This window comes from Stenotrophomonas sp. TWI602, assembly GCF_039674045.1.
Lineage (GTDB): Bacteria > Pseudomonadota > Gammaproteobacteria > Xanthomonadales > Xanthomonadaceae > Stenotrophomonas.
Genome location: NZ_JBDJMT010000018.1, coordinates 1 through 21359 on the forward strand (window position 1 = coordinate 1; position 21359 = coordinate 21359).

The window sequence follows — 21359 nt, forward strand, 5'->3', positions numbered from 1 at the left end:
CCCTGCCGTGGTCCCGTTCGGGCGGGCGCGGGGCGGGCTCTGCCCCAACCCGTCTTCGACCCCCCGCGGTTCGTCCCCCCGGCCTGCGGCCGCCACTACCTTATTTGGCTTTTTCGCCATAACGGTCTGCGCCGTTGGCCGATACCAGGGGGCTGCGGGATCACTCACGATGCGCCATGAGTTCTTCTCGACTACGCGTGGGGCGCTGTTCGATTCCAGGGCAGACCTACGTCCTGACCATGGTCTGCCATAACCGCAAGCGCTGGTTTGTCGATCCCGACGTCTGCGCAATTGCCATGTCGCACCTGAAGGAAATGGACGAACGTGGATACGTACGATCCCTTGCCTGGGTGGTCATGCCCGACCATCTGCACTGGATGGTGGAACTGGAAACGAAGCCACTGGCCGATATCGCTCGACGCTTCAAATCATCGACTGCGTTGGCGATCAATCGATCTCAGGGTCGTGGTGGTGCGTTGTGGCAAGCCGGTTACCACGATCACGCCGTGCGTTCCGACGAGTCGCTGCATCGGCATGCGCTGCACATCCTCGGCAATCCGATCCGTGCAGGTCTGTCAGGGCAGATCGGAGACTACCCGTACGCATGGACCCTTTGGCCAGATGACCGGTAGTGCCAGCCACTGGGCGGCTGCCGATGCATGCTGCAGAGCCGGCCAGCGGCCGGCACTACCCTGCGCGCTGGCGGAATTTCTGCGGAGCCGGCCAGCGGCCGGCACTACCGGTCATGGGTTCGCATGCGGTTCGATACCCTTGACGCTCACCCCAGCAACGTCTCCAACACCGCCATGCGCACGGCGACGCCGTTGGCGACCTGGCGCAGTACCCACGACTGCGGGCCGTCGGCCACCTCGTCGGTCACTTCCACGCCGCGGTTGATCGGGCCCGGGTGCAACACGGCGGCGTCGGTGCCGGCACGCTTCAAGCGCGCGGCATCCAGGCCGTACTGCGCGTGGTACTGCTCCAGCGAGGGCACCAGGCCTTCTTCCATGCGCTCGCGCTGCAGGCGCAGCATCATCAACGCATCGGCGCCTTCCAGCATGGCGTCGAAATCATCGCCAACGATGCAGCCCTTGAGGGTGTCATCGTCCGGCAACAGCGACTGCGGGCCGCACACGCGGATCTCGCCGACGCCCAGCGTGCGCAGGGCATGCAGGTCGGTGCGGGCCACGCGCGAGTGCTTCACGTCGCCGACGATGATCACTTTCATCTTCGAGAAATCGCTGCCCTTGGCCTGGCGCAGGGTCAGCATGTCCAGCAGGCCCTGGGTCGGGTGCGAGCTGCGCCCGTCACCGGCGTTGACCAGGGCGGTACCCTCGCCCGCCACCGCGGCCAGCGCTGCCACCGCGCCATCATCGGGATGCCGCACCACGAAGCCGCGCACGCCCATGGCTTCCAGGTTCTTCAGCGTGTCGCAGGCGGTCTCGCCCTTGCGGGTGGAGGACGTGGAGGCGTCGAAGTTCAGCACGTCCGCACCCAGCCGCTGCGCGGCCAGCTGGAACGAGCTGCGGGTGCGTGTGGACGGTTCGAAGAACAGCGTGCAGACCGCCGAGCCACCGAGCACATGACGCTTGTTGCCGACCCGGCCGACAGCCGCGTCGCGGATCTGGCCGGCGCGGTCGAGCAGCTGCAGCAGGGTTTCGCGGGGCAGACCCTCCAGGGTCAGCAGGTGGCGCAGGCGTCCATCGGAATCGAGTTGCGAGGCGGTCATGGGCAGGGTCTGAGGGTCAGGAAACGGGGGTGGCGTCATCCGGGCAGGAGAGCCAGCGTTCGATGATCACCGCCGCGGCCACTGCATCGAGTGCAGCGGCATCGCGACGGCGTTTGCGGCCTTCGGCGCGCTCGACCGCGAACCGGCGTGCCGCCTCGACCGAGCTGGAACGCTCGTCGACCAGCACCACCGGCAGTTTGAAACGTTCCCGCAGCTGGCGGGCAAAGCCCTGCGCACGCTTGCGGTTGGGCTGGTCCTGGCCGTCCAGGGTCAGCGGATCGCCGACCACCAGGCCGTCCGGCCGCCACTCTTTGATCAGGCGCTCCACCGCGGTCCAGTCCGGGCCATGGCCGTGGACATCGACCACCGCGATCGCCCGCGCATGGGTGCCGAACGAGCTGCCGATGGCCACGCCGATGCGGCGCGAACCGACGTCGAAGCCGAGCACCGTGCCATCACGGCGGATGGTTGGCGGCGTGGCCGCAGCAGGCGCTGGCGTGGCCGGCTCAGACATGGCCGCTGTAATCGGTGAGGCGGAACAGGTCCACGCCGATACGTGCCGCCGCACCTTGCCAACGCTGTTCGAACGGCGTGTTGAACAACAGCTCGGCGTCGGCCGGCACGGCCAGCCAGCTGTTCTCGGCCAGCTCGGACTCCAGCTGCCCTTCGCTCCAGCCGGCGCAGCCCAGGGTGACCAGCGCATTGCGCGGGCCCTCGCCACGGGCCATGGCTTCAAGGATGTCGCGCGAGGTGGTGAGGAACACGCCCTCGCCCACGGCCAGGCTGGAATCCCAGTTGCGCGCATCGTCATGGATCACGAAGCCGCGCTCGGGATGCACCGGGCCGCCGTTGAGCACGATCTGGCCAGGCAGGGTGTCACTGGTGGTGGTGATTTCCATCTGGGCCAGCACCTCGCCGAGGGTGTACTCGGAGGGCTGGTTGACCAGCACGCCCATCGCGCCGTTCTCGTCGTGCTGGCAGATCAGCGCCACGGTACGGGCAAAGGTGGGGTCGGTCAGCGACGGCAGCGCGACCAGCAGGTGGTGGGCAAGCGAAGTAGACAGTTCAGACATGGCCCCATTCTAGCCGCTGGCCGTGATGTGCGCTTTCGCGCTGACATAATGCAGGCCTGCGTGCGTGCCCCGGTCCGTGCGCCTGATCCGCCATCGCAAGGAGCTGCACGTGTCCGGTTACTGCCTCATCGCCCCCGGCCATCCGGTCCACGGCCACTACCATGACCACGAGTACGGCTTCCCGCAGCGTGAGGAGCGCGAACTGTTTGAGCGCCTGATCCTGGAGATCAACCAGGCCGGCCTGAGCTGGGAGACCATCCTGAAGAAGCGCGAGGGCTTCCGTGCGGCCTACGATGGTTTCGACGTGGACACGGTGGCCGCCTATGGCGAGCGTGAGATCGAGCGCCTGCTCAACGATGCCCGCATCATCCGCAACCGGCTCAAGGTGCACGCAGCGGTCCACAACGCCCAGGTGATCCAGCAGCTGCGGGCCAGCCACGGCAGTTTCGTCGGCTGGCTGGATGCCCACCATCCGCTGGACAAGGCCGGCTGGGTGAAGCTGTTCAAGAAGACCTTCCGCTTCACCGGCGGGGAGATCACCGGCGAGTTCCTGATGAGCCTGGGCTACCTGCCCGGCGCGCACGCCCCGGACTGCCCGGTGTTCAAGCGCATCGACACGCTCAAGCCGGCCTGGCGCCAGAAGTGACGCACCCCGTCGTGCGGGCTGCGCTGCTCGCTGCCCTGAGCCTGCCCCCGCTGGCTGCCGCAAGCGACCTGGACGGCGTGCTGGAGCGCCTGCGCGCGGAGATCGCCGCGGTGCCGGTCGACGACCCGGCCCCGATCGATACCGTGCTGGCCCGCTACCGCGACGAAACCGGCATCGACCTGCAGATCCCGGTGGCCGGCGACAGCGATGCGCCGCTGCCCGCGCTGGTGCGCCCGGCCAACATCACCCCGGCCGATTGGGACGCGGTGACCCGCTACCTGCGCGGGACCGATGCCCAGCACAGCGTGCCGGTGGAGATGGGCGAGCTGTCGCTCTCCCTGCTCGATCTGGATGGCGACGGCCAGCGTGACCTGGTGCAGAGCGCCTACAGCGGCGGCACCGGCCTGTACACGCAGGTGGACATGCTGCGGCGGGATCCGCAGCGCGGCTTCGTGGTGCCGGACAGCCTGGACCCGCAGCGCCCTTGGGCACAGGGCCAATACGGCCTCAGCGGGCGTGGCAGCGATCAGGGCCTGTACTGGCTGCGTATCGACGGGGTCAGCTACATCGCCTACCGCGATGGCGACTACTACGGCGATACCCTGCTGCTGAACCGGCCGTTGTCGGCCGACCCACGCGAACGCAGCCCGACGACCCGGTTGAAGGTGCGCTACGGCCGCGAGCATCGGCTGGCCGATCCGGTGATGCATGTCGACGGCGAACCGCTGGATGCGTCCGCCACGGCGATCGCAGCGGACCGGCGCCTGCTCAGGCACATCGAGCGCCTGCTGGCCGCGCTGACCGTTGATGGCGACGGCGTCGCGCATTTCGGCGATGAGCAGGGACGCTGCCCGGTCCCGGCCGGCACCGATCCCGGTGAGACAGACCTCTGGCCGTGGCGCGGCGCGGGGAGCTATACCTTCGATACCGCCGCCGACACCGTGATCCGCTCGGGGAAGCAGTGCTACAGCGCCACGCTCATCGCCCTGCGCAGCAGCTATGCCGGCGACCATGCCCTGTGCTGCCAGCTGTGGCTGTACCGCGGCCCGGGTGAACAGGCGGCCGCATTGGACCTGCGCAGCCGCCGCTGGGTCTCCGGCGTGACCGTCGTTGCGGTGCCACCACAGGGCGAGTAACGGGCGTCAGACGCCCATGTAGCGGCCCGGGCGGTGGTTGAACATCAGCACCAGGCTGAGCACCACCGCGCCAATCGCCGAGTACATCACCTTGGACGGGGACAGCACCGAGAACGCCACGCACATCAGCAGTGTGTCGAACGACATCTGCACCTTGCCGGCGCTCCAGCCGCGGGTGCGCTGCAGGTACACGGCCAGGATGCCGATGCCGCCCAGGCTGGCCCGGTGGCGGATGTAGAACAGGATGCCCAGACCCGCCAGTGCGCCACCGACGATCGCCGAGTACAGCGAGCTCATGTGGGCGAAATCGGCCCAGCGCGGCAGCAGGTCGGTCAGCACGCCGCAGGCGGTAACCGCCGCGAAGGTCTTCAGGGTGAATTCCCAGCCCATGCGGCGCACGGCCACCCAATAGAACGGCAGGTTGACCAGCACGAATACCAGGCCGAAGTTCCAGCCGAAGGCGTAGTGGGCCAGAAACGCCAGCCCGGCCATGCCGCCGATCATCAGCCCACCCTTGGCGAAGATCGCCAGGCCGAGCGAGGCGACCAGGGTCGCCAGGACCATGCCCTGCACGTCTTCGGCCACGGAATGGCGCAGGGCTTTCTCGTCGGCCACGGTGCCGGCGCTGTCCGGTGGCGGGGTCAGCGGGCCTGCGGTGACCAGGTGGCCGTCAGCGTCGTCGCACGGCGCGGGGCCATGGGAATCAAGGGACATGGGGGTGGGGGTGTGACGTGGGGAGCGGTATTAGACACGATCGGCGTGACAGATGTTGGGGAGATTGATTCAGCTGCGCCAGGGTCGCGAAATCGACATCCCCCTTTCATCCCGCCTGAACACCCTGTAGACGCAGCATGCACGGGTACCCCGCTGCGCCCCTCCCTCCCTCAGGAGTTCCGTGCCATGCCCTACGTCACCACCGCCGACAAGACCGAGATCTTCTACAAAGACTGGGGCAAGGGTCAGCCCCTCGTGTTCCATCACGGCTGGCCGCTCAGCGCCGATGACTGGGATACCCAACTGCAGTTCTTCCTGCTGCAGGGCTACCGCGTGATCGCGCACGACCGCCGCGGGCATGGCCGCTCCTCGCAGACCAGCGGCGGGCATGAGATGGACACCTACGCCGCCGACGTCAACGCGCTGGCCGATCACCTGGACCTGCGCGATGCGATCCACATCGGGCATTCCACCGGCGGTGGCGAAGTCGCGCACTATGTGGCGCAGGCCAAACCCGGGCGCGTGGCCAAGGCCGTGCTGATCGGTGCGGTGCCGCCGATCATGGTCAAGAGCGAGGCCAACCCGGGCGGCACGCCGAAAGAGGTTTTCGATGGCTTCCGCCAGGCACTGGTCGCGGGTCGTGCGGCGTTCTACCGCGACGTGCCGATTCCCTTCTACGGCTTCAACCGCGAGGGCACGCCGCCACAGCAGGGCATCGTCGACAACTGGTGGCGGCAGGGCATGATGGGCGCGATCAACGCGCACTACGACTGCATCAAGGCCTTCTCGGAAACCGACTTCACCGACGACCTGAAGAAGATCGACGTGCCGGTGCTGGTGATGCACGGCGACGACGACCAGATCGTGCCGATCGCCGATTCAGCAGAGCTGGCGATCAAGCTGCTCAGGCACGGCACGTTGAAGGTCTACAAGGGCTATCCGCACGGGATGTGTACGACGCATGCGGACGTGATCAACGCGGATCTGTTGGCGTTCATTCGCGGGTGAGGCGCGTGCCGACCGACGGTCGGCACCTACCCGACATGCGTGGGACGGGTAGCGCACGACCGTTGGTCGTGCGCCCCGTCGCCCCGCTCAGCGCGCGACCAGCTTCTGCCGCTCGGCGTTGTAGCGATCCCCGACGATGGCGATGCTGTCCAGCGCCTCGCCGATCTGCTGCATGTCCGCATTACTCAACACGACGGCCGCCGCGCCAAGATTCTCGGTCAGGCGATGCGGCTTGGTGGTACCAGGAATCGGCACGATCCACGGCTTGCGCGCCAGCAGCCACGCCAAGGCGACCTGTGCCGGCGTTGCGCCCTTCTCGGCGGCAATCGCGCTGATGCGGTCCACCAGCGCCTGGTTGGCTTGCCGCGCCTCCGCGGCAAACCGCGGCACGCTGTTGCGGAAGTCATCGGCCGCAAACTGCGTATCCACGTTGATCGCACCGGTCAGGAAGCCCTTGCCGAGCGGGCTGAACGGCACGAAGCCGATCCCCAACTCTTCCAACACCGGCAGCACGGCCTGTTCCGGCTCGCGCCACCACAGGGAATACTCGCTCTGCAGCGCCGCCACCGGCTGCACAGCATGCGCGCGGCGGATGATGTCGACACCGGCTTCGGACAACCCGAAGTGCTTCACCTTGCCCTCGGCGATCAGGTCCTTGACCGTGCCGGCCACGTCCTCGATCGGCACGTTCGGGTCCACCCGGTGCTGGTAGAACAGATCGATGCGGTCGGTCTTCAGCCGCGCCAGGCTGGCCTCGGCCACCGCGCGGATACGCTCGGGGCGACTGTCCAGACCGGCGTCGGCATGGCCACCCTTGAAGCCGAACTTGGTGGCGATCACCAGCTGGTCGCGGAACGGCGCGAGCGCCTCGCCCAGCATTCCTCGTTGAAGAAGGGGCCATAGGCTTCGGCGGTATCAAAGAAGGTGACGCCCTGCTCGACCGCAGCGCGCAACAGCGCGATCGCCTCGGTACGGTCGGTGGCCGGGCCATAGCCGTAGCTCAGCCCCATGCAGCCCAGGCCGAGGGCGGAAACCCGCAGGCCGCTGCGGCCCAGTTCACGTGTCTGCATGGTGCTGCTCCTGCCGGTGGGACCGGCGTCATGGGGGAGTGCCACGATAGCCCTGTCGGCGGCGGAGATTGGATGGTGTGGGGTACGTTCGGTCATGAGCGTGGCTAATCAATCGAGGCATGAAGCAGATACGCATCATCCCGGCAGCGCGTAGGTGACCTTTTTATCCTTGATCGATACCCATCGCCGCTGCTGCAGCTGTTGGATCAACGCTGCGCGCTGGAAGCCGCCGGCGCGCGGTACGGATCGTGCATGTCCATATGCCCATCACCTGATACGTTGATACCGGCAAGGTGCCGGCGCCCCTGCACCCCGGTTGCCCAGGACGGCGCGACCATCCCAGCGCCGCGCCGCCTGTTGAAGCCCGCTGTGTCAGCGGACTTCCGAAATCTCCACCCCGTCCAGCCCCTGCGACAGCGTGCGTGCATCGCCACCCTGCGACAGCTTGATGCGCAGGCGTACTTCGTTCTGCGAATCCGCATAACGCAGCGCGTCTTCGTAACTGATCTCGCCGGCCTGATACAGCTCGAACAGGCTCTGATCGAAGGTCCGCATGCCCAGCTGCACGGAGTCCTTCATCACTTCCTTGAGCTTGTGGATCTCGCCATCGCGGATGTAATCCTGCACCAGCGGCGTGCCGAGCATGATCTCCATCGCGACCTTGCGCGACTTGCCATCCGGCGAGGGAATCAGCTGCTGGGCGACCACGCCCTTGAGGTTCAGCGAGAGATCCATCAGCAACTGGTTGCGGCGGTCTTCCGGGAAGAAGTTGATGATGCGGTCCATCGCCTGGTTGGCGTTGTTGGCGTGCAACGTGCACAGCACCAGGTGGCCGGTCTCAGCGAAGGCGATGGCGTGATCCATGCCCTCGCGGGTGCGCACCTCGCCGATCATGATCACGTCCGGTGCCTGGCGCAGGGTGTTCTTCAGCGCCGCTTCCCAGCTGTCGGTATCGATGCCCACTTCGCGCTGGGTGATGATGCAGCCCTCGTGCTTGTGAACGAATTCGATCGGGTCTTCGATGGTGATGATGTGCCCGGTCGAGTTGTGGTTGCGGTAGCCGATCATCGCCGCCAGCGAGGTCGATTTGCCGGTGCCGGTCGCGCCGACGAACAGGATGATGCCGCGCTTGGTCATCGCCAGCGTCTTGATGATCGGCGGCAGGCTCAGCTCTTCCACGGTGGGAATGCGCGTCTCGATCCGGCGCAGCACCATGCCGACCTGGTTGCGCTGGTAGAAGCAGCTCACGCGGAAGCGGCCGACACCGGACAGGCCGATGGCGAAGTTGCACTCGTGGGTCTTTTCGAACTCTTCGCGCTGTGCCGGCGTCATCACGTTCAACACCAGGTCGCGGCTCTGCTGCGGCGTCAGCGGTGTCTGGGTGATCGGCGAGATCTTGCCGTTGACCTTGATCGCCGGCGGCATGCCCGCGGTGATGAACAGGTCCGACGCCTTCTGGTGCGCCATCAGCTTGAGGAACGAGGTGAAGTCGATGGTGGTGGTGGTGTTCATTGCGGTGTGCTCCGAAGATTGCCGGGAGCCGGCCAACGGCCGGCGGTGCAGGAAGCCGGGCAGCGCCCGGCTCTACCATCATTCGAAGATGCGCTTGTCCTTGGCGTACTCGCGCGCCTGGTTGCGGGTGATCAGGCTGCGCTTGACCAGATCCTGCAGGTGCTGGTCCAGGGTCATCATGCCCATCTGCTGGCCGGTCTGGATCGCCGAGTACATCTGCGCGACCTTGTCCTCGCGGATCAGGTTGCGGATGGCCGGGGTGCCGACCATGATTTCCCAGGCGGCGGTACGCCCCCCCCCCACCTTCTTCAGCAGCGCCTGCGAGATCACCGCGCGCAGCGACTCGGACAGCATCGAGCGCACCATCGGCTTTTCGCCGGCGGGGAACACGTCGATGATGCGATCGATGGTCTTGGCGGCCGAGCTGGTGTGCAGCGTGCCGAACACCAGGTGGCCGGTTTCCGCCGCGGTCAGCGCCAGACGGATCGTTTCCAGATCGCGCAGTTCGCCGACCAGGATGATGTCCGGATCCTCACGCAGGGCCGAACGCAGCGCTTCGTTGAAGCCGTGCGTGTCGCGATGCACTTCGCGCTGGTTGATCAGGCACTTCTGCGAGGTGTGCACGAATTCGATCGGATCCTCGACGGTGAGGATGTGGCCGTATTCGTTCTTGTTGATGTGGTCGATCATCGCCGCCAGCGTGGTCGACTTGCCCGAACCGGTCGGGCCGGTGACCAGGATCAGGCCCTGCGGCTGGTCAATCAGCTCGCGGAAGATCGGCGGGCAGGCCAGGTCTTCCAGCGTGAGCACCTCGGAGGGAATGGTACGGAACACCGCACCCGCGCCGCGGTTCTGATTGAAGGCATTGACTCGGAAGCGCGCCAGCGAGGGAATCTCGAACGAGAAATCGACCTCGAGGAATTCTTCGTAATCGCGGCGCTGCTTGTCCGACATGATGTCGTACACCAGCGCGTGGACCTGCTTGTGGTCCAGGGCCGGAATATTGATGCGACGGACATCGCCGTCGACGCGGATCATCGGCGGCAGGCCGGCCGACAGATGAAGATCCGACGCTTTGTTCTTTACAGAAAACGCCAACAGCTCGGCGATATCCATGCGCTGCTACTCCCCATGACTGCTGCGACTGGAAGGTTCTTTCCCCGGGCGGCAGTATAGAGCGAGATGTGCACAATACGCGCCAGCCCCTGATCCACCGGACCCGCCGTGACCGCCCAAGCCCTGCCGACCCTCCTGACGAACCTGCACAACGCGGCCGCTGCCGCCGGGCGGCCAGATCCGCGCCTGCTGGCGGTCTCCAAGACGCAGCCGGCCGAGGCCGTGCAGGCCCTGGCCGCGCAGGGCCAGCGAGCCTTCGGGGAGAACTACGTGCAGGAGGCGGTGGCCAAGATCGAGGCGCTGGCGCCGCTGGGCCTGGAGTGGCACCTGATCGGTAATCTGCAGTCCAACAAGGCCGAGCTGGCTGCCCGCCATTTCGACTGGGTGCAGAGCGTGGACCGCCTCAAGCTGGTCACCGCACTGGCCACGCACCGCCCGGTCGGCCAGCCGCCGCTGAACGTGCTGATCCAGGTCAACATCGATGACGAGGAGAGCAAGCACGGCTGCGCGCCGGAAGACATCGACACGCTCGCGGCCGCCATCGCTGCGGCGCCGCAGCTGCGCCTGCGCGGGCTGATGGCGATCCCGGCGCCTTGGCCCGATCCCGAGCGTCGCCAGGCCGCCTTCACCCGGATGGCCGCGCTGTTTGCCACGCTGGCGGCAGCGCATCCGCAGGTGGATACGCTGTCGATGGGGATGAGCAGCGATTACCCTGAGGCCATCGCCCATGGCGCCACCCTGGTCCGCATCGGCACCGCGCTGTTCGGCGCACGCCCGCGACCGGCCTGAGCGCCCCGCCCGTTCCAAGGAGAGTTCATGAGCACGTCCCCCATCACCTTCATCGGCGGCGGCAACATGGCCCGCAGCCTGATCGCCGGCCTGGTCCGCCAGGGCGTGGCCCCGGCCAGCCTCCATGTGGCCGAGCCGGTGACCGAACTGCGTGAGCAGCTGACCGCCGAATTCGGCATCAAGACCTACGCCAGCGCGAGCGAAGCCGCCGCGCAGGGCACGGTCTGGGTGCTGGCAGTCAAACCGCAGGTGCTGCGTGATGTCTGCGCCTCGCTGACCGATATCGCCCAAGGCAAGCAGCCGCTGGTGGTCTCCATCGCGGCCGGCATCACCAGCGGCCAGCTGGACCGTTGGCTGGGCGGTGGCATGGCGGTGGTCCGCGCGATGCCCAACACGCCGGCCCTGCTCGGCGCGGGCGTGACCGGGCTGTTCGCCACCGCCACGGTCAGCGCCGCGCAGCGCGCGCAGGCCGACACCGTGCTGGCCAGCGCCGGCCGCACCGTGTGGATCGATGACGAAGCGCGCATGGACGCCGTCACCGCCGTCTCCGGCAGTGGCCCGGCCTATGTGTTCCTGCTGGCCGAAGCGATGGAAGCGGCCGGCATCGCCCAGGGTCTGCCGGCCGAAGCGGCCCGCACCCTGGTGGTGCAGACGCTGCTCGGTGCCTCGCGCATGCTCGATGAATCCGGCGAAGCCCCGGCCGAGCTGCGTCGTCGGGTAACCTCACCGAACGGCACCACCCAAGCCGCGATCGAGAGCTTCCAGTCCGACGGCTTTGAAACCATGGTCGCGCGCGCGATCGACGCGGCGACGACGCGTGGGCAGGCATTGTCGGCGGCGAATGATTGACGACCAGGCGCAGCCACGCAGGGCGTGGCGTTACCCCTACGTTTACGGGAGACATGCACATGAAGATCCTGCTTGTCGGTGCCAGCGGCACCTTGGGCCAGGCCGTCGCCAGCACGTTGGGCGCCCACCATGAGGTTATCCGCGCCGGCCGTCATGGCGGCGATGCGCAGGTCGATCTGACCGACGATGCCAGCGTGCAGGCGCTGTTCGCGAAGGTGGGCAAGGTCGATGCCGTGATCGCGACCACCGGCCGGGTCCACTTCGGTCCGCTGGCGCAGATGCGCCCGGCCGACTTCAACCTCGGCCTGCAGGACAAGCTGCTCGGCCAGGTGCGGCTGAGCCTGGCCGCCCAGCATCACCTGAACACCGGCGGCTCGATCACCCTGACCAGCGGCATCATCAGCGCCCAGCCGATCCGCGATGGCGCCAATGCCACGGCAGCCAACGCCGCACTGGAAGGTTTCGTGCGCGCCGCCGCCTGCGAGTTGCTGCCGCGGGGGCTGCGCATCAACGCCGTGAGCCCGAATGTGCTGGCCGAATCGATGGACGACTACGGCGCGTACTTCCCGGGCTTTGAACCGGTGACGGCGCAGCGCGCGTCGCTGGCGTATCAGCGCAGCGTGGAAGGCATCCAGAGCGGGCAGGTGTTCACCGTCTGGTGAGGGCGGTGCCGGCCAGCGGCCGGCACTACCTCCCACTGCTGGGTACCTCGATGTCCCTGCATCACCGGGACCGGTAGTGCCGGCTGCTGGCCGGCTCCTGGCGACGGAGGGCACTTCGAGAGCCGGCCAGCGGCCGGCACTACTCCCAGCGGCGGGGGCCGTCGCCCTGATCGCCGAGCGTGTCGCCGGGGTTGGTCAGGCGGCAGCGTTTCAACGAGAGGCAGCCGCAGCCGATGCAGTCGGTGAGCTGGTCGCGCAGCAGCAGCAACTGCTCGATGCGCTGGTCCAGCTCGCTGCGCCACAACGCCGACATCTTCGCCCACTCGGCCTTGGTCGGCGTCTTGTTCTCCGGCAGCGCCGCAAATGCGGTCGCGACCGCCTCCAGCGGCATCCCGACCCGTTGGGCCACACGGATCACCGCCAACCGGCGCAGCACATCGCGGGCAAAGCGCCGCTGGTTGCCGGCGGTGCGCAGGCTGCGGATCAGCCCCTTGCGCTCATAGAAATGCAACGCCGAGACGGCCACCCCGCTCCGTTTGGCAACCTCGCCTACACTCAGTTCCTGCGCGATCACTGCTTGACCTCAACCATGGTTCAGGTGGCATCCTGCGCGCCGCTGGGGGTGCACTGCAAGCCCGGCGCTCCTCCCGATGTCTGGAACCCGCATGTCCGCTGAAGTTTCCTCTCCGCCCGCCACCGTCCCGGTGGAGGACACGCCGATCCCCTCGATCCTGTCGCCGGCCTACCGGGCGACCACGATCGGCATGGTCGCGCTGGTCTCGCTGCATGGCTTCGAGGCGTTGGCCGTGGCCGCCGCGATGCCCACCGTGGCCCATGACCTGGACGGGCTGCGCCTGTACGCGCTGGCGTTCGGCGGCACCCTGGCCACCAGCGTGATCGGGATGACGCTGTCCGGGCGCTGGAGCGACCAGCAGGGCCCGGCACGCCCGCTGTGGCTGGGCCTGGCGTGCTTCATCGCCGGCCTGCTGGTGGCCGGCTTCGCCCAGCACATGCCGGTGCTGGTGCTTGGGCGCCTGATGCAGGGGCTGGGGGCCGGCGCGATTTCCGTGGCGCTGTATGTGCTGGTCGGGCGCTCGTTCCCCGAGCCGATGCGGCCACGCGTGTTCGCCGCCTTCTCCGCCGGCTGGGTGGTGCCTTCGCTGATCGGCCCCAGCATCAGCGGCCTGATCGTGCAGCACCTGGGCTGGCGCTGGGTGTTTCTGATCGTGCCGCTGCTGGCGATTCCGGCGGCGTTGCTGCTGCGCCCCGCCCTGCGCCAGATCGGCGTGGTGGCCGCGGGCAGCACCGGCCGCAACGTCGTGCCCTGGGCCGTGGGTGCCTCCCTCGGCGCGCTCATGCTGTATATCGGCGGCCAGCAGCAGGGATGGCTCGCGCCAGCGCTGCTGGCACCGGCCCTGGCCGTGCTGGCACTGTGCAGTTGGAAGCTCCTGCCTACCGGCACGTTGACCCTGCGCCGCGGCCTGCCCAGCGTGATCGCGCTGCGTGGGATCGCGGCGTCCGCGTTTTTCGGTTGCGAAGCCTTCCTGCCCTTGCTGCTGCAGCGCGAGCGCGGCTTGACCCCGCTGTTGGCGGGCGTGGCACTGAGCCTGGGCGCGTTGGGTTGGTTTGCCGGCTCGTGGCTGCAGGGCCACCAGCAGCGCGGCTGGTCACGCCGGCAGTTGCTGCAGTCCGGCGCGCTGTTGATGTGCGTGGGCATCCTGGCCACGTCGCTGGCGATCCAGCCGGGCATGCCGCTGTGGTCGGCGATGGTGGGCTGGGTGCTGACCGGGCTGGGCATGGGACTGATCTATCCCAGCCTGTCGGTGCTCACGTTGTCGCTGTCAGCGCCGGCCCACCAGGGCGCCAACACCTCCGCCCTGCAGCTCAGCGAAGCCCTGGGCGTGGCGACCACGCTGGCCGTGTCCGGCTCGTTGTTCGCGCTGTTCCTGGAAGGCCGGGAAGCCCTGGGCTACCTGCTGACCTTCGCGATCATGCTGGTGCTGGCGATGCTCAGCGTGGCGGTGGCGCGGCGGGTCTGAGCGCGGTGGCGTGGCGCGCGCATCCTCACGGATGCGTGTCGCCGACCTCTTTCAGGTCCTCTCGCAGGATGCGGCGGATCTCCAGCACGGCCTGCGGGGTCTCCTGCACGCTGTGCCCGGAGATGATCACCTTCTCCGATACCGCCCCCTCCAGATGCGCGCTCCAGTACGGCACCAGGCCATCGTCGGACTGCAGCAACGGCACCTCCGGTTTGCGCTGGGCGATGATCGAGTGGTACTTCAGCCCCGGTGTGATCGGCAGCGCGCCAGCGGCCTTCACGAACGGATCGCTGGCCTTGAGGTTGTCGATGCTGTTGGGAATCTGCAGCTTGGTGGTGCTGTTGGCCGATTCGGATTCCTGCAGGGTCAGGAACACATCCTCGAACTTGCCCAGAATGGTGATCGGCAACCGCACCAGCCGGCCGATCAGGCGCCCCAGCCGGTTGCCCGCGATGTCCGTGCCTTTGTGCGGCGCGGCGATGAAAATCACCCGCTCCACGTTCGGCTCGGCGGTGAAGTGCAGCAGCGGGCCGAGCTTGGCTTCGACGCGCTTCAGGCGCTCGCCCTTCAGATCGTAGTTGGCCAGCAGATCGTTCCACAGCACATCGCCGGAGGAGGTCACCAGCAGGCGTGCAAGCACGCCGCCCATGCTGTGGCCGATGAACACCATGTCCTTGGCGGCCGGCGTGCTGCCGGTCGGGTCGAAGTGCTTGAGCGTGTTGTTGAAGGCCTGGTTGATCTCGTAGCGGTTCAGCGCGATCGGGGCGTTGGTCGGGTAGTACACCTGCCAGACCTGGAAATGCCGGCGCAGCTCGGGATCGCCCATGATCTCGTTGGCCACGTTGACCCAGGCTTCCGGGCTGCTGCCCAGGCCATGCAGCATGAAGATGATGCGGCGATTCGGGTCCCACGGCTGCATCAGGTACATGTGCGGCGCGCCGATGCCTTCGCTCAGGCCAAACAGCGTGCGCAGCGACTGCGTGGCAAAGCCGGACTGGGCCAGCCATAAGCCGTAGGCTGCGGTGAAGTTGCCCGCCAGCGGAACCTTCTCACCGTGCAGGTCCACGCTCTCGGTGGACTCGGGCGAGTACACATCAAACAGCACCTGGGTGGTATCGAGCACCTGCTGCAGATTGTCACCCTTGAAGCGCAGCAGGGCGGTGGCGTTGATCGCCGACATCTCGCTGTACTGCGGAATCTCCGCCTTCCCGCCGTCGGCCGGTGCGACCAGCTTGGGTGGGTCCATGATCACCACCAGCTCGGCGCCGAAGCCATCGCGGCGATAGGTGCTGCGCAGCCCGGCAAAACTCACCGCCGAGGCGGACACCATCCGGGTCGGGATGCTCTGCATGCGCAGCTCATCGAAATCAGAGGTCAGCGTCCAGCGCTCCCCGGCGACGGCAGCGTTGTAATCCTCGCCTTCCAGCGCGCTCTCGCGGCTGCGCTTGAACACCACCGACGCGGTCTGCTCGGCGGCGTAGTTGTAGTAATCGCGTACCTGCGTCTGGCGATCCTCGAAGGCGCGGTCTGAAGGCGTGCGCCCGCTGAAGAACAGGTACGCATACGCATACCGCGCCGCTTCCAGCCACGCATCCAGGGCGGCGTCGGACATCGGCGTCTTTTCGCGGTCCTTGGGCTTGGGGGTCAGCGCCAACGCGGTCTTCACCCACAGCTCGGACTGCGCTGAAAGGCGCTGTTCCTCGGGCAGGACATCGGTCTCTTCCAGCGTCTTCTGGCAGCTGGCCACGTCCTTTTCGCACTGCGCCACGTCCATCCCGATCACGCTCAGCGTTTCCTGCGAGGCAGCGCTGAGCTTGCCCGAGGTCAGCACGTCGCCGCGCTTGTTGGCGAGGTATTCGGTCGGGGCCACCTGCTTCATGGTGACCATCGCACAGCCACTGGACAGCAGCAGCGAGAGCACCACGGCCAGCATCGGCAAGGCGCGGTGCGGCAACAGCTTCAATGCGGAACTCATGGAACGCTTCCCTGCCCTGTCCCCGGGACGTCCCGGCGGATCACCTGTGAAAAATCATCGTTTGCATTGCTCGCCCGCGCACGGTCGGTAATCCGCCCGCGTGCCTTCAGCGTCTCGAACGGTACCCCCGGCGTGAGCACCCCCAGATCGCGCGCGTATTCGGCGAAGTAGCCCGAGGCCAGCAGCCGGTAGTCCATCGGCAGGCCCGGCGCGATCTGCTTGGCCAGTTCGTACACGATGGTCGTGCAGTTGCTGGTCAGCGTGTTGTAGAACGCCGGCGCGGCATCGAGCTTGCGGGCCTCGCCGAGGTAGGACACGAACAGCGCCTTGAGCTGCTCCTGGGTCATGCCGTGCAGGCGGTACAGATAGACATCTTCGCCCCGCGCATTGGTGCGCGTGCGCACGATGTCGGTTTCCTCCGAAGCGACCAGGGTCATCTCGAACTTGCGGAAGAACCCGCCCAGCGCGGAGAACGACTCGCCGCGCTCCTTGCGGATCTCCAGCGAGAACACCAGGTAGCGACCGTCGTCGAAGCCGAAGGAAATCAGCGTATGCGCGATCGCCGGGCCCATCCAGTAGGACATGATCAGATCGGCCGAGCGCAGCTGGTCCAGGTTGTACTCGCGGCGTACCCAGTGCGCGTCGTAGTCGGTCTCGCTGCGCCAGGTGAAATCACGCACGTTGTCGAGCACCACACGCGGGCCATCCACCTCGACCACCTTCAGCCGCTGGGCGACATCATCGGCCCAGACGCGATCCTGACGTGGGGTGAGCAGCAGCCACCAGACGCCCGAGAGCACCAGCGCCACGCCGTACAGCACGCCCGGCCAGCGCCCGGCGCGCGCACGCGCCACCCCGATCGCACCGGTGACGGCAAATAGCGCCCACAGGCCGACCAGCACATACCGCACCCAGCCCGGACCCGGCAGCTGGTAGGCCAGCAAACCGGTGATCCACAGCGCCGCCAGCAGCATCAGCAACGCCAGCCCCCATCGTCCTGCCTTCTTCACGCATCGATCCGTCGTCTATCCGGGGCGCTAGTTAGCCATAACCCCTGTGTGCGCTGCATGTCGAGCCTGTTCAGCTTCGGGCCGGCGTTCACCCCGGACCCGGCACCACATGGCGTCGCCTGCCCACCCGATCGCATACTTGGCCACCAACGGCTACCCGGGAAGCGCCCCTCATGCAGGGATTGACCACCATCGGCGGCGTGCCGATCCAGCGCCACCATCTGCTGCGCTGCCACTGCGGCGCCGTCGTCCTGCGCCTGCACCTGCCCGACGGCGTGGTCGCGCCCCGGCGTTGCGACTGCTCCATGTGCCGCCGCCGCGGCGCGATCGTGGCCTCGGTGAAACTGGCGGATCTGGAGATCGTGCAGGGCCATGACGAACTGCGGCTGTATCAGTTCAACACGCACGTCGCCCGCCACCACTTCTGCGGCGTGTGCGGCATCTACACGCACCATCAGCGACGTTCTTCACCGGAGGAATATGGCTACAACGTCGGCTGCCTGGACGGTGTCAATCCGTTCGATATCGGCGAGGTGCCGGTGAATGACGGGGTCAACCACCCCGCCGATGCCAACCGCGCTTAGCGACGGCCCGGGCCGATCTTCTGCCACGGGGCCATGCCCTTGCGCCCATGCAGCAGCGGGCGCTTGAGCGGCAGCCGGCGCGGCATCGGGATGCCCACCCCGGGCGCGGCCGTATCGTCCTGGCGCAGTGACTCGGCGCGCTGGCCGACCACCAGGGCCGCCACTTCTTCCAACCCGTTTCGCATGGTCCGAGCGACCGTCTGCAGGGGATTCATGGCGTGTCTCCAAGCGGTGTGGGGACGATCTACGCTAATGGCGCACCGGCATTGAAACCGTGAACGGAATGGGTCAACAAGATGAAATCGGGGGTCCGGAGGGCATCTCCGTTCAGTGTTTTGCCACCGGATCGGGGCGGGCCTTGCCCAGGCGCCGCACCAGCACGAAGAACAGTGGCACCAGCAGGATCGCCAGCAGCGTGCCGGAGAGCATGCCGCCGATCACGCTGACACCGATCTCGCGCCGGCTCACCGCGCCAGCGCCGGTCGCCAGGGCCAGCGGGATCACGCCAGCCACGAAGGCCAGCGAGGTCATCACGATCGGCCGCAGGCGCAGGCGCGCGCCCTTCAGTGCCGCCTCCACCGCCGAGCTGCCCGCGCGGTACTCAGCCTCGGCGAACTCCACGATCAGGATCGCGTTCTTGGCCGATAGACCGATCGTGGTCAGCAGCCCCACCTGGAAGTAAATGTCGTTGACGAAGCCCGCCGCGGTGGTGGCGATCACCGTGCCGATCACGCCCAGCGGGATCACCAGCATCACCGCCACGGGCACCGTCCAGCTCTCATAGAGCGCGGCCAGGCACAGGAAGATGAAGGCGATGGAGGCCGCGTACAGCCACAGCGTCTGGTTGCTGGACAGCTGCTCCTGGTAGGACAACCCACTCCACTGCAGCGCAAAGCCGGGCTGCTCGGCCACCAGCGTCTGCATGGTCTGCATCGCTTCGCCCGAGCTGCGCCCTTCGGCGGCACTGCCCTGGATCTGCATCGCCGGCAGACCATTGAAGCGCTGCTGCAGCTGCGGCCCGCGTGACCAGTGGCTGCTGGCGAAACTGGCGAACGAGGCCATCTGCCCGTTGCTGCCGCGCACATACCACTGGCCGATGTCGTCGGGCACGCTGCGGTAGGGCTGGTCGCCCTGCACGTACACGCGCTTGACCCGGCCGCGGTCGAGGAAGTCGTTGACGTAGGTGCCGCCCCACGCCGAGGACAGCGTTGAATTGATGTCGGCCTGGGCCAGGCCCAGCGCACTGGCCTGCGCCTGATCGATGTCCAGATGCAGCTCGGCCTTGTCACCGAGGCCATTCAACCGCACCGAGGTGAGCCGGTCGTCATCGCTGGCAGCCTGCACCACCTTTGCCTGGGCGGCCTGCAGCGCCGGCCGGCCGGCGGCGCTGTTGTCCTGCAGCCACAATTCGAACCCGCTGGACTGTCCCAACCCGCGCACCGCCGGCGGCGCCAGCACGTTGACCTTCGCATCGGGCAGGTTGCGGAAATGCGCGTTGGCGCGGGCGATGATCGCCCCGGCGCTGTGCCTGGCATCGCGTTCGGACCACGGCTTGAGCGCCATGAACCCCTGCCCCGCGTTCTGCCCGGTGCCGGCGTTGTTGCGGCCGACCACCACGAACACCACGTCCAGGCTGTCCTTCTCGTGCTCCATGAAATAGCGACTGATCTGCTCGCCCAACGCCTCGGTGCGCGCCATCGGCGTGCCTTCCGGGGTGGAGAACTGGAACGTCACCTGGCCCTGATCCTCCACCGGCAGGAAGCCGGTCGGCATCCGTGCATACAACGCGACCACCCCCACCACCAGCAGCACGTAGAAGGCCATCCAGCGACGCGGGTGCGCCACGATGCCGCCCAACTTGCCGCGATAGCCGTTCTGGCTGCGCTCCACGCCGCGGTTGAACCAGGCGAAGAAGCGGCCCGGTGGCTTCTGCGCGCTCGATGGCTTGAGCAGGGTCGCGCACAACGCCGGGGTGAGCGTCAGCGCGACCAGTGCCGACAGCGCCATCGCCGAGGCGATCGTGATCGAGAACTGCCGGTAGATGATGCCGGTGGAGCCGCCGAACAAGGCCATCGGCAGGAACACCGCGCCGAGCACCACGGTGATGCCGACCAGCGCACCGGTGATCTCGCCCATCGATTTCTCGGTCGCCTCGCGCGGCGGCAGGTGCTCCTCATGGATGATGCGTTCGACGTTCTCCACCACCACGATCGCATCATCCACCAACAAGCCGATCGCCAGCACCATCGCGAACAGGGTGAGCGTGTTGATGGTGAAGCCAGCCACCGCCAGCACGCCGAACGTGCCCAGCAACACCACCGGCACGGTGATCGCCGGGATCAGCGTCGCACGCAGGTTCTGCAGGAACAGGAACATCACCACCACGACCAGCACGATCGCCTCGATCAGGGTGTGGATGACCCCCTCGATGGAGACCCGCACGAACGGCGTGCTGTCGCGTGGGTAGGCCACTTCCAGCCCGGGCGGGAAGCTCGGGCGCAACCGCTCGATCTCGGCGCGCACCGCATCGGCGGTCTCCAGCGCGTTGGCACCGGAGGCCAGCGTCACCGAGAAGCCTGCTGCGGGATAGCCGTTGAGGAAGCTGCTGGTCTGGTAGTTTTCCGCGCCGATTTCCACCCGTGCCACATCGCTCAGGTGCACGGCCGCGCCACTGGGCAGGGTGCGCAGGATGATCGCGCGGAACTGCTCGGCGGTCTGCAGCCGCGACTGCGCGGTGACGGTGGCGTTGAGCGCCTGCGCCGGCCCGGTTGGCAACGCGCCCAGCTCACCGGCGGTGACCTGGGTGTTCTGCGCCTGGATCGCGGTGCGCACATCCGAGGGCATCAGGTCGAACGCGCGCAGCTTGTGCGGGTCCAGCCAGATGCGCATCGCATAGGGCGAACCGAACACGTTGATTTCGCCCACGCCGGGAATGCGGCTGATCGGGTCCTGCACATTGCTGACCAGGAAATCGGAGACGTCCACCCGTTCCATGCGCCGGTGGGTGTCATACAGCGACACCACCATCAGCGAATCACCCTGCGATTTGGCCACGGTGACGCCCTGCTGCTGTACTTCCTGCGGCAGCCGGTTGATCGCTTGGTTGACGCTGTTCTGCACCTGCACCTGGGCAATGTCCGGGTTGGCGCGCTGGTCGAAGGTGACCGTGATCCGCGCCTGGCCCGAAGACGAACTGGTGGAGGAGAAATACAGCAGGTGGTCGATGCCCTTGATCTGCTGCTCGAGCACCTGGGTGACGCTGTCCTCCACTGTCTGCGCCGAGGCACCGGTGTAGTTGGCGGTGATGTTGACCTGCGGTGGCGCGATGTCCGGGTACTGCTCCACCGGCAACTGGGTCACCGCGATGGTGCCCAGCGCCATGATGCAGATGGCCAGGACCCAGGCGAAGACCGGGCGGTGGATGAAGAAGCGCGGCAGCATCGGCGG

20 protein-coding genes and 1 pseudogene are annotated in these 21359 nt (G+C 67.2%); 9 read left to right on the plus strand and 12 right to left on the minus strand.

The window, feature by feature from the left end; translation table 11 throughout:
• Positions 1-176 precede the first annotated feature (176 nt).
• The gene (locus tag ABE483_RS14665) at positions 177-632 is read left to right on the plus strand and encodes a transposase (RefSeq protein ID WP_346481935.1); all 456 of its coding nucleotides are present in this window, start codon (positions 177-179) and stop codon (positions 630-632) included.
• Between the two features lie 146 nt (positions 633-778).
• Here ABE483_RS14665 and ABE483_RS14670 read toward each other — a convergent pair whose 3' ends face one another.
• From ABE483_RS14670 to ABE483_RS14680, 3 genes are read right to left on the minus strand one after another with little or no spacing between them, the layout of a single operon-like run.
• Positions 779-1729 (minus strand): aspartate carbamoyltransferase catalytic subunit, encoded by a 951-nt coding sequence (locus ABE483_RS14670; protein WP_313212143.1) that lies wholly within the window; start codon positions 1727-1729, stop codon positions 779-781.
• Between the two features lie 16 nt (positions 1730-1745).
• The gene (gene ruvX, locus ABE483_RS14675; protein WP_313212142.1) at positions 1746-2243 is read right to left on the minus strand and encodes a Holliday junction resolvase RuvX; all 498 of its coding nucleotides are present in this window, start codon (positions 2241-2243) and stop codon (positions 1746-1748) included.
• A complete protein-coding gene (locus tag ABE483_RS14680) occupies positions 2236-2802 on the minus strand; it encodes a YqgE/AlgH family protein (RefSeq protein ID WP_313212141.1) in 567 nt (188 codons plus the stop codon). Before ABE483_RS14680 ends, ruvX begins: the two co-directional genes overlap by 8 nt.
• A 109-nt stretch (positions 2803-2911) precedes the next feature.
• Here ABE483_RS14680 and ABE483_RS14685 point away from each other — a divergent pair, with 109 nt between their 5' ends.
• Together ABE483_RS14685 and ABE483_RS14690 are read left to right on the plus strand one after the other, a co-directional pair.
• A complete protein-coding gene (locus ABE483_RS14685) occupies positions 2912-3448 on the plus strand; it encodes a DNA-3-methyladenine glycosylase I (protein ID WP_313217443.1) in 537 nt (178 codons plus the stop codon).
• The gene (locus ABE483_RS14690) at positions 3445-4584 is read left to right on the plus strand and encodes a hypothetical protein (protein ID WP_313212139.1); all 1140 of its coding nucleotides are present in this window, start codon (positions 3445-3447) and stop codon (positions 4582-4584) included. Before ABE483_RS14685 ends, ABE483_RS14690 begins: the two co-directional genes overlap by 4 nt.
• A gap of 6 nt (positions 4585-4590) precedes the next feature.
• On the opposite strand, the gene ABE483_RS14695 is transcribed toward ABE483_RS14690, so the two are convergent.
• Positions 4591-5298: a YitT family protein gene (locus ABE483_RS14695; RefSeq protein WP_179460934.1), complete on the minus strand. Its 708-nt coding sequence runs from the start codon at positions 5296-5298 to the stop codon at positions 4591-4593.
• A 186-nt stretch (positions 5299-5484) separates the two neighbouring features.
• Between ABE483_RS14695 and ABE483_RS14700 the strand changes: the two genes are divergently transcribed.
• Positions 5485-6306: an alpha/beta hydrolase gene (locus tag ABE483_RS14700; RefSeq protein ID WP_346481936.1), complete on the plus strand. Its 822-nt coding sequence runs from the start codon at positions 5485-5487 to the stop codon at positions 6304-6306.
• 87 nt (positions 6307-6393) lie between these two features.
• On the opposite strand, the pseudogene ABE483_RS14705 reads toward ABE483_RS14700, so the two are convergent.
• From ABE483_RS14705 to ABE483_RS14715, 3 genes and pseudogenes are all read right to left on the minus strand, one after another.
• Positions 6394-7376, minus strand: a pseudogene (locus tag ABE483_RS14705) (aldo/keto reductase).
• 372 nt (positions 7377-7748) lie between these two features.
• Positions 7749-8888, minus strand: coding sequence for a PilT/PilU family type 4a pilus ATPase (locus ABE483_RS14710; protein ID WP_313212136.1), 1140 nt, complete (start codon positions 8886-8888; stop codon positions 7749-7751).
• A 78-nt stretch (positions 8889-8966) separates the two neighbouring features.
• Positions 8967-10004, minus strand: a complete 1038-nt coding sequence (locus ABE483_RS14715; protein WP_019185385.1) for a type IV pilus twitching motility protein PilT — start codon at positions 10002-10004, stop codon at positions 8967-8969.
• A 108-nt stretch (positions 10005-10112) separates the two neighbouring features.
• Here ABE483_RS14715 and ABE483_RS14720 point away from each other — a divergent pair, with 108 nt between their 5' ends.
• Genes ABE483_RS14720 through ABE483_RS14730 form a run of 3 tightly spaced genes read left to right on the plus strand, consistent with a single transcriptional unit; the run spans position 10113 to position 12304 of the window.
• Positions 10113-10793 (plus strand): YggS family pyridoxal phosphate-dependent enzyme, encoded by a 681-nt coding sequence (locus tag ABE483_RS14720; RefSeq protein WP_346463550.1) that lies wholly within the window; start codon positions 10113-10115, stop codon positions 10791-10793.
• Positions 10794-10820: 27 nt separating this feature from the next.
• A complete protein-coding gene (gene proC / locus ABE483_RS14725) occupies positions 10821-11642 on the plus strand; it encodes a pyrroline-5-carboxylate reductase (RefSeq protein WP_313212133.1) in 822 nt (273 codons plus the stop codon).
• A gap of 59 nt (positions 11643-11701) precedes the next feature.
• Complete coding sequence (locus tag ABE483_RS14730) at positions 11702-12304, plus strand: short chain dehydrogenase (RefSeq protein ID WP_313212132.1); 603 nt, start codon at positions 11702-11704, stop codon at positions 12302-12304.
• 139 nt (positions 12305-12443) lie between these two features.
• Here the strand turns inward: ABE483_RS14730 and soxR are convergent, their stop codons facing one another.
• Complete coding sequence (gene soxR / locus ABE483_RS14735; protein WP_176990998.1) at positions 12444-12878, minus strand: redox-sensitive transcriptional activator SoxR; 435 nt, start codon at positions 12876-12878, stop codon at positions 12444-12446.
• A gap of 91 nt (positions 12879-12969) precedes the next feature.
• On the opposite strand from soxR, the gene ABE483_RS14740 reads away from it, so the two are divergent.
• Entirely contained in the window at positions 12970-14343 is a 1374-nt protein-coding gene (locus ABE483_RS14740; RefSeq protein ID WP_346481937.1) for an MFS transporter, read from the plus strand.
• Between the two features lie 25 nt (positions 14344-14368).
• Here ABE483_RS14740 and ABE483_RS14745 read toward each other — a convergent pair whose 3' ends face one another.
• Together ABE483_RS14745 and ABE483_RS14750 are read right to left on the minus strand one after the other, a co-directional pair.
• The gene (locus ABE483_RS14745) at positions 14369-16276 is read right to left on the minus strand and encodes an alpha/beta hydrolase (protein WP_313212146.1); all 1908 of its coding nucleotides are present in this window, start codon (positions 16274-16276) and stop codon (positions 14369-14371) included.
• Positions 16277-16314: 38 nt separating this feature from the next.
• Positions 16315-17292: a DUF4105 domain-containing protein gene (locus tag ABE483_RS14750; protein ID WP_346481959.1), complete on the minus strand. Its 978-nt coding sequence runs from the start codon at positions 17290-17292 to the stop codon at positions 16315-16317.
• A 209-nt stretch (positions 17293-17501) separates the two neighbouring features.
• Here ABE483_RS14750 and ABE483_RS14755 point away from each other — a divergent pair, with 209 nt between their 5' ends.
• Complete coding sequence (locus tag ABE483_RS14755) at positions 17502-17912, plus strand: GFA family protein (protein ID WP_313212130.1); 411 nt, start codon at positions 17502-17504, stop codon at positions 17910-17912.
• Here ABE483_RS14755 and ABE483_RS14760 read toward each other — a convergent pair.
• Together ABE483_RS14760 and ABE483_RS14765 are read right to left on the minus strand one after the other, a co-directional pair.
• Positions 17909-18127 carry a hypothetical protein gene (locus tag ABE483_RS14760; RefSeq protein ID WP_346481938.1) on the minus strand — a complete coding sequence of 73 codons (219 nt, stop codon included), beginning with the start codon at positions 18125-18127 and terminating at the stop codon, positions 17909-17911. The two genes, ABE483_RS14755 and ABE483_RS14760, sit on opposite strands and share 4 nt — an antisense overlap.
• A gap of 112 nt (positions 18128-18239) precedes the next feature.
• The gene (locus tag ABE483_RS14765; RefSeq protein ID WP_346481939.1) at positions 18240-21353 is read right to left on the minus strand and encodes an efflux RND transporter permease subunit; all 3114 of its coding nucleotides are present in this window, start codon (positions 21351-21353) and stop codon (positions 18240-18242) included.
• Positions 21354-21359: the final 6 nt, after the last annotated feature.

Bases quoted from the DNA above. Each gene is read 5' to 3' on its own strand.
- ABE483_RS14665 (WP_346481935.1), top strand. From the start codon at position 177: ATGAGTTCTTCTCGACTACGCGTGGGGCGCTGTTCGATTCCAGGGCAG.
- ABE483_RS14670 (WP_313212143.1), bottom strand. From the start codon at position 1,729: ATGACCGCCTCGCAACTCGATTCCGATGGACGCCTGCGCCACCTGCTG.
- ruvX (WP_313212142.1), bottom strand. From the start codon at position 2,243: ATGTCTGAGCCGGCCACGCCAGCGCCTGCTGCGGCCACGCCGCCAACC.
- ABE483_RS14680 (WP_313212141.1), bottom strand. From the start codon at position 2,802: ATGTCTGAACTGTCTACTTCGCTTGCCCACCACCTGCTGGTCGCGCTG.
- ABE483_RS14695 (WP_179460934.1), bottom strand. From the start codon at position 5,298: ATGTCCCTTGATTCCCATGGCCCCGCGCCGTGCGACGACGCTGACGGC.
- ABE483_RS14700 (WP_346481936.1), top strand. From the start codon at position 5,485: ATGCCCTACGTCACCACCGCCGACAAGACCGAGATCTTCTACAAAGAC.
- ABE483_RS14710 (WP_313212136.1), bottom strand. From the start codon at position 8,888: ATGAACACCACCACCACCATCGACTTCACCTCGTTCCTCAAGCTGATG.
- ABE483_RS14715 (WP_019185385.1), bottom strand. From the start codon at position 10,004: ATGGATATCGCCGAGCTGTTGGCGTTTTCTGTAAAGAACAAAGCGTCG.
- proC (WP_313212133.1), top strand. From the start codon at position 10,821: ATGAGCACGTCCCCCATCACCTTCATCGGCGGCGGCAACATGGCCCGC.
- ABE483_RS14730 (WP_313212132.1), top strand. From the start codon at position 11,702: ATGAAGATCCTGCTTGTCGGTGCCAGCGGCACCTTGGGCCAGGCCGTC.
- ABE483_RS14740 (WP_346481937.1), top strand. From the start codon at position 12,970: ATGTCCGCTGAAGTTTCCTCTCCGCCCGCCACCGTCCCGGTGGAGGAC.
- ABE483_RS14745 (WP_313212146.1), bottom strand. From the start codon at position 16,276: ATGCTGGCCGTGGTGCTCTCGCTGCTGCTGTCCAGTGGCTGTGCGATG.
- ABE483_RS14750 (WP_346481959.1), bottom strand. From the start codon at position 17,292: ATGCTGCTGGCGGCGCTGTGGATCACCGGTTTGCTGGCCTACCAGCTG.
- ABE483_RS14755 (WP_313212130.1), top strand. From the start codon at position 17,502: ATGCAGGGATTGACCACCATCGGCGGCGTGCCGATCCAGCGCCACCAT.
- ABE483_RS14760 (WP_346481938.1), bottom strand. From the start codon at position 18,127: ATGAATCCCCTGCAGACGGTCGCTCGGACCATGCGAAACGGGTTGGAA.
- ABE483_RS14765 (WP_346481939.1), bottom strand. From the start codon at position 21,353: ATGCTGCCGCGCTTCTTCATCCACCGCCCGGTCTTCGCCTGGGTCCTG.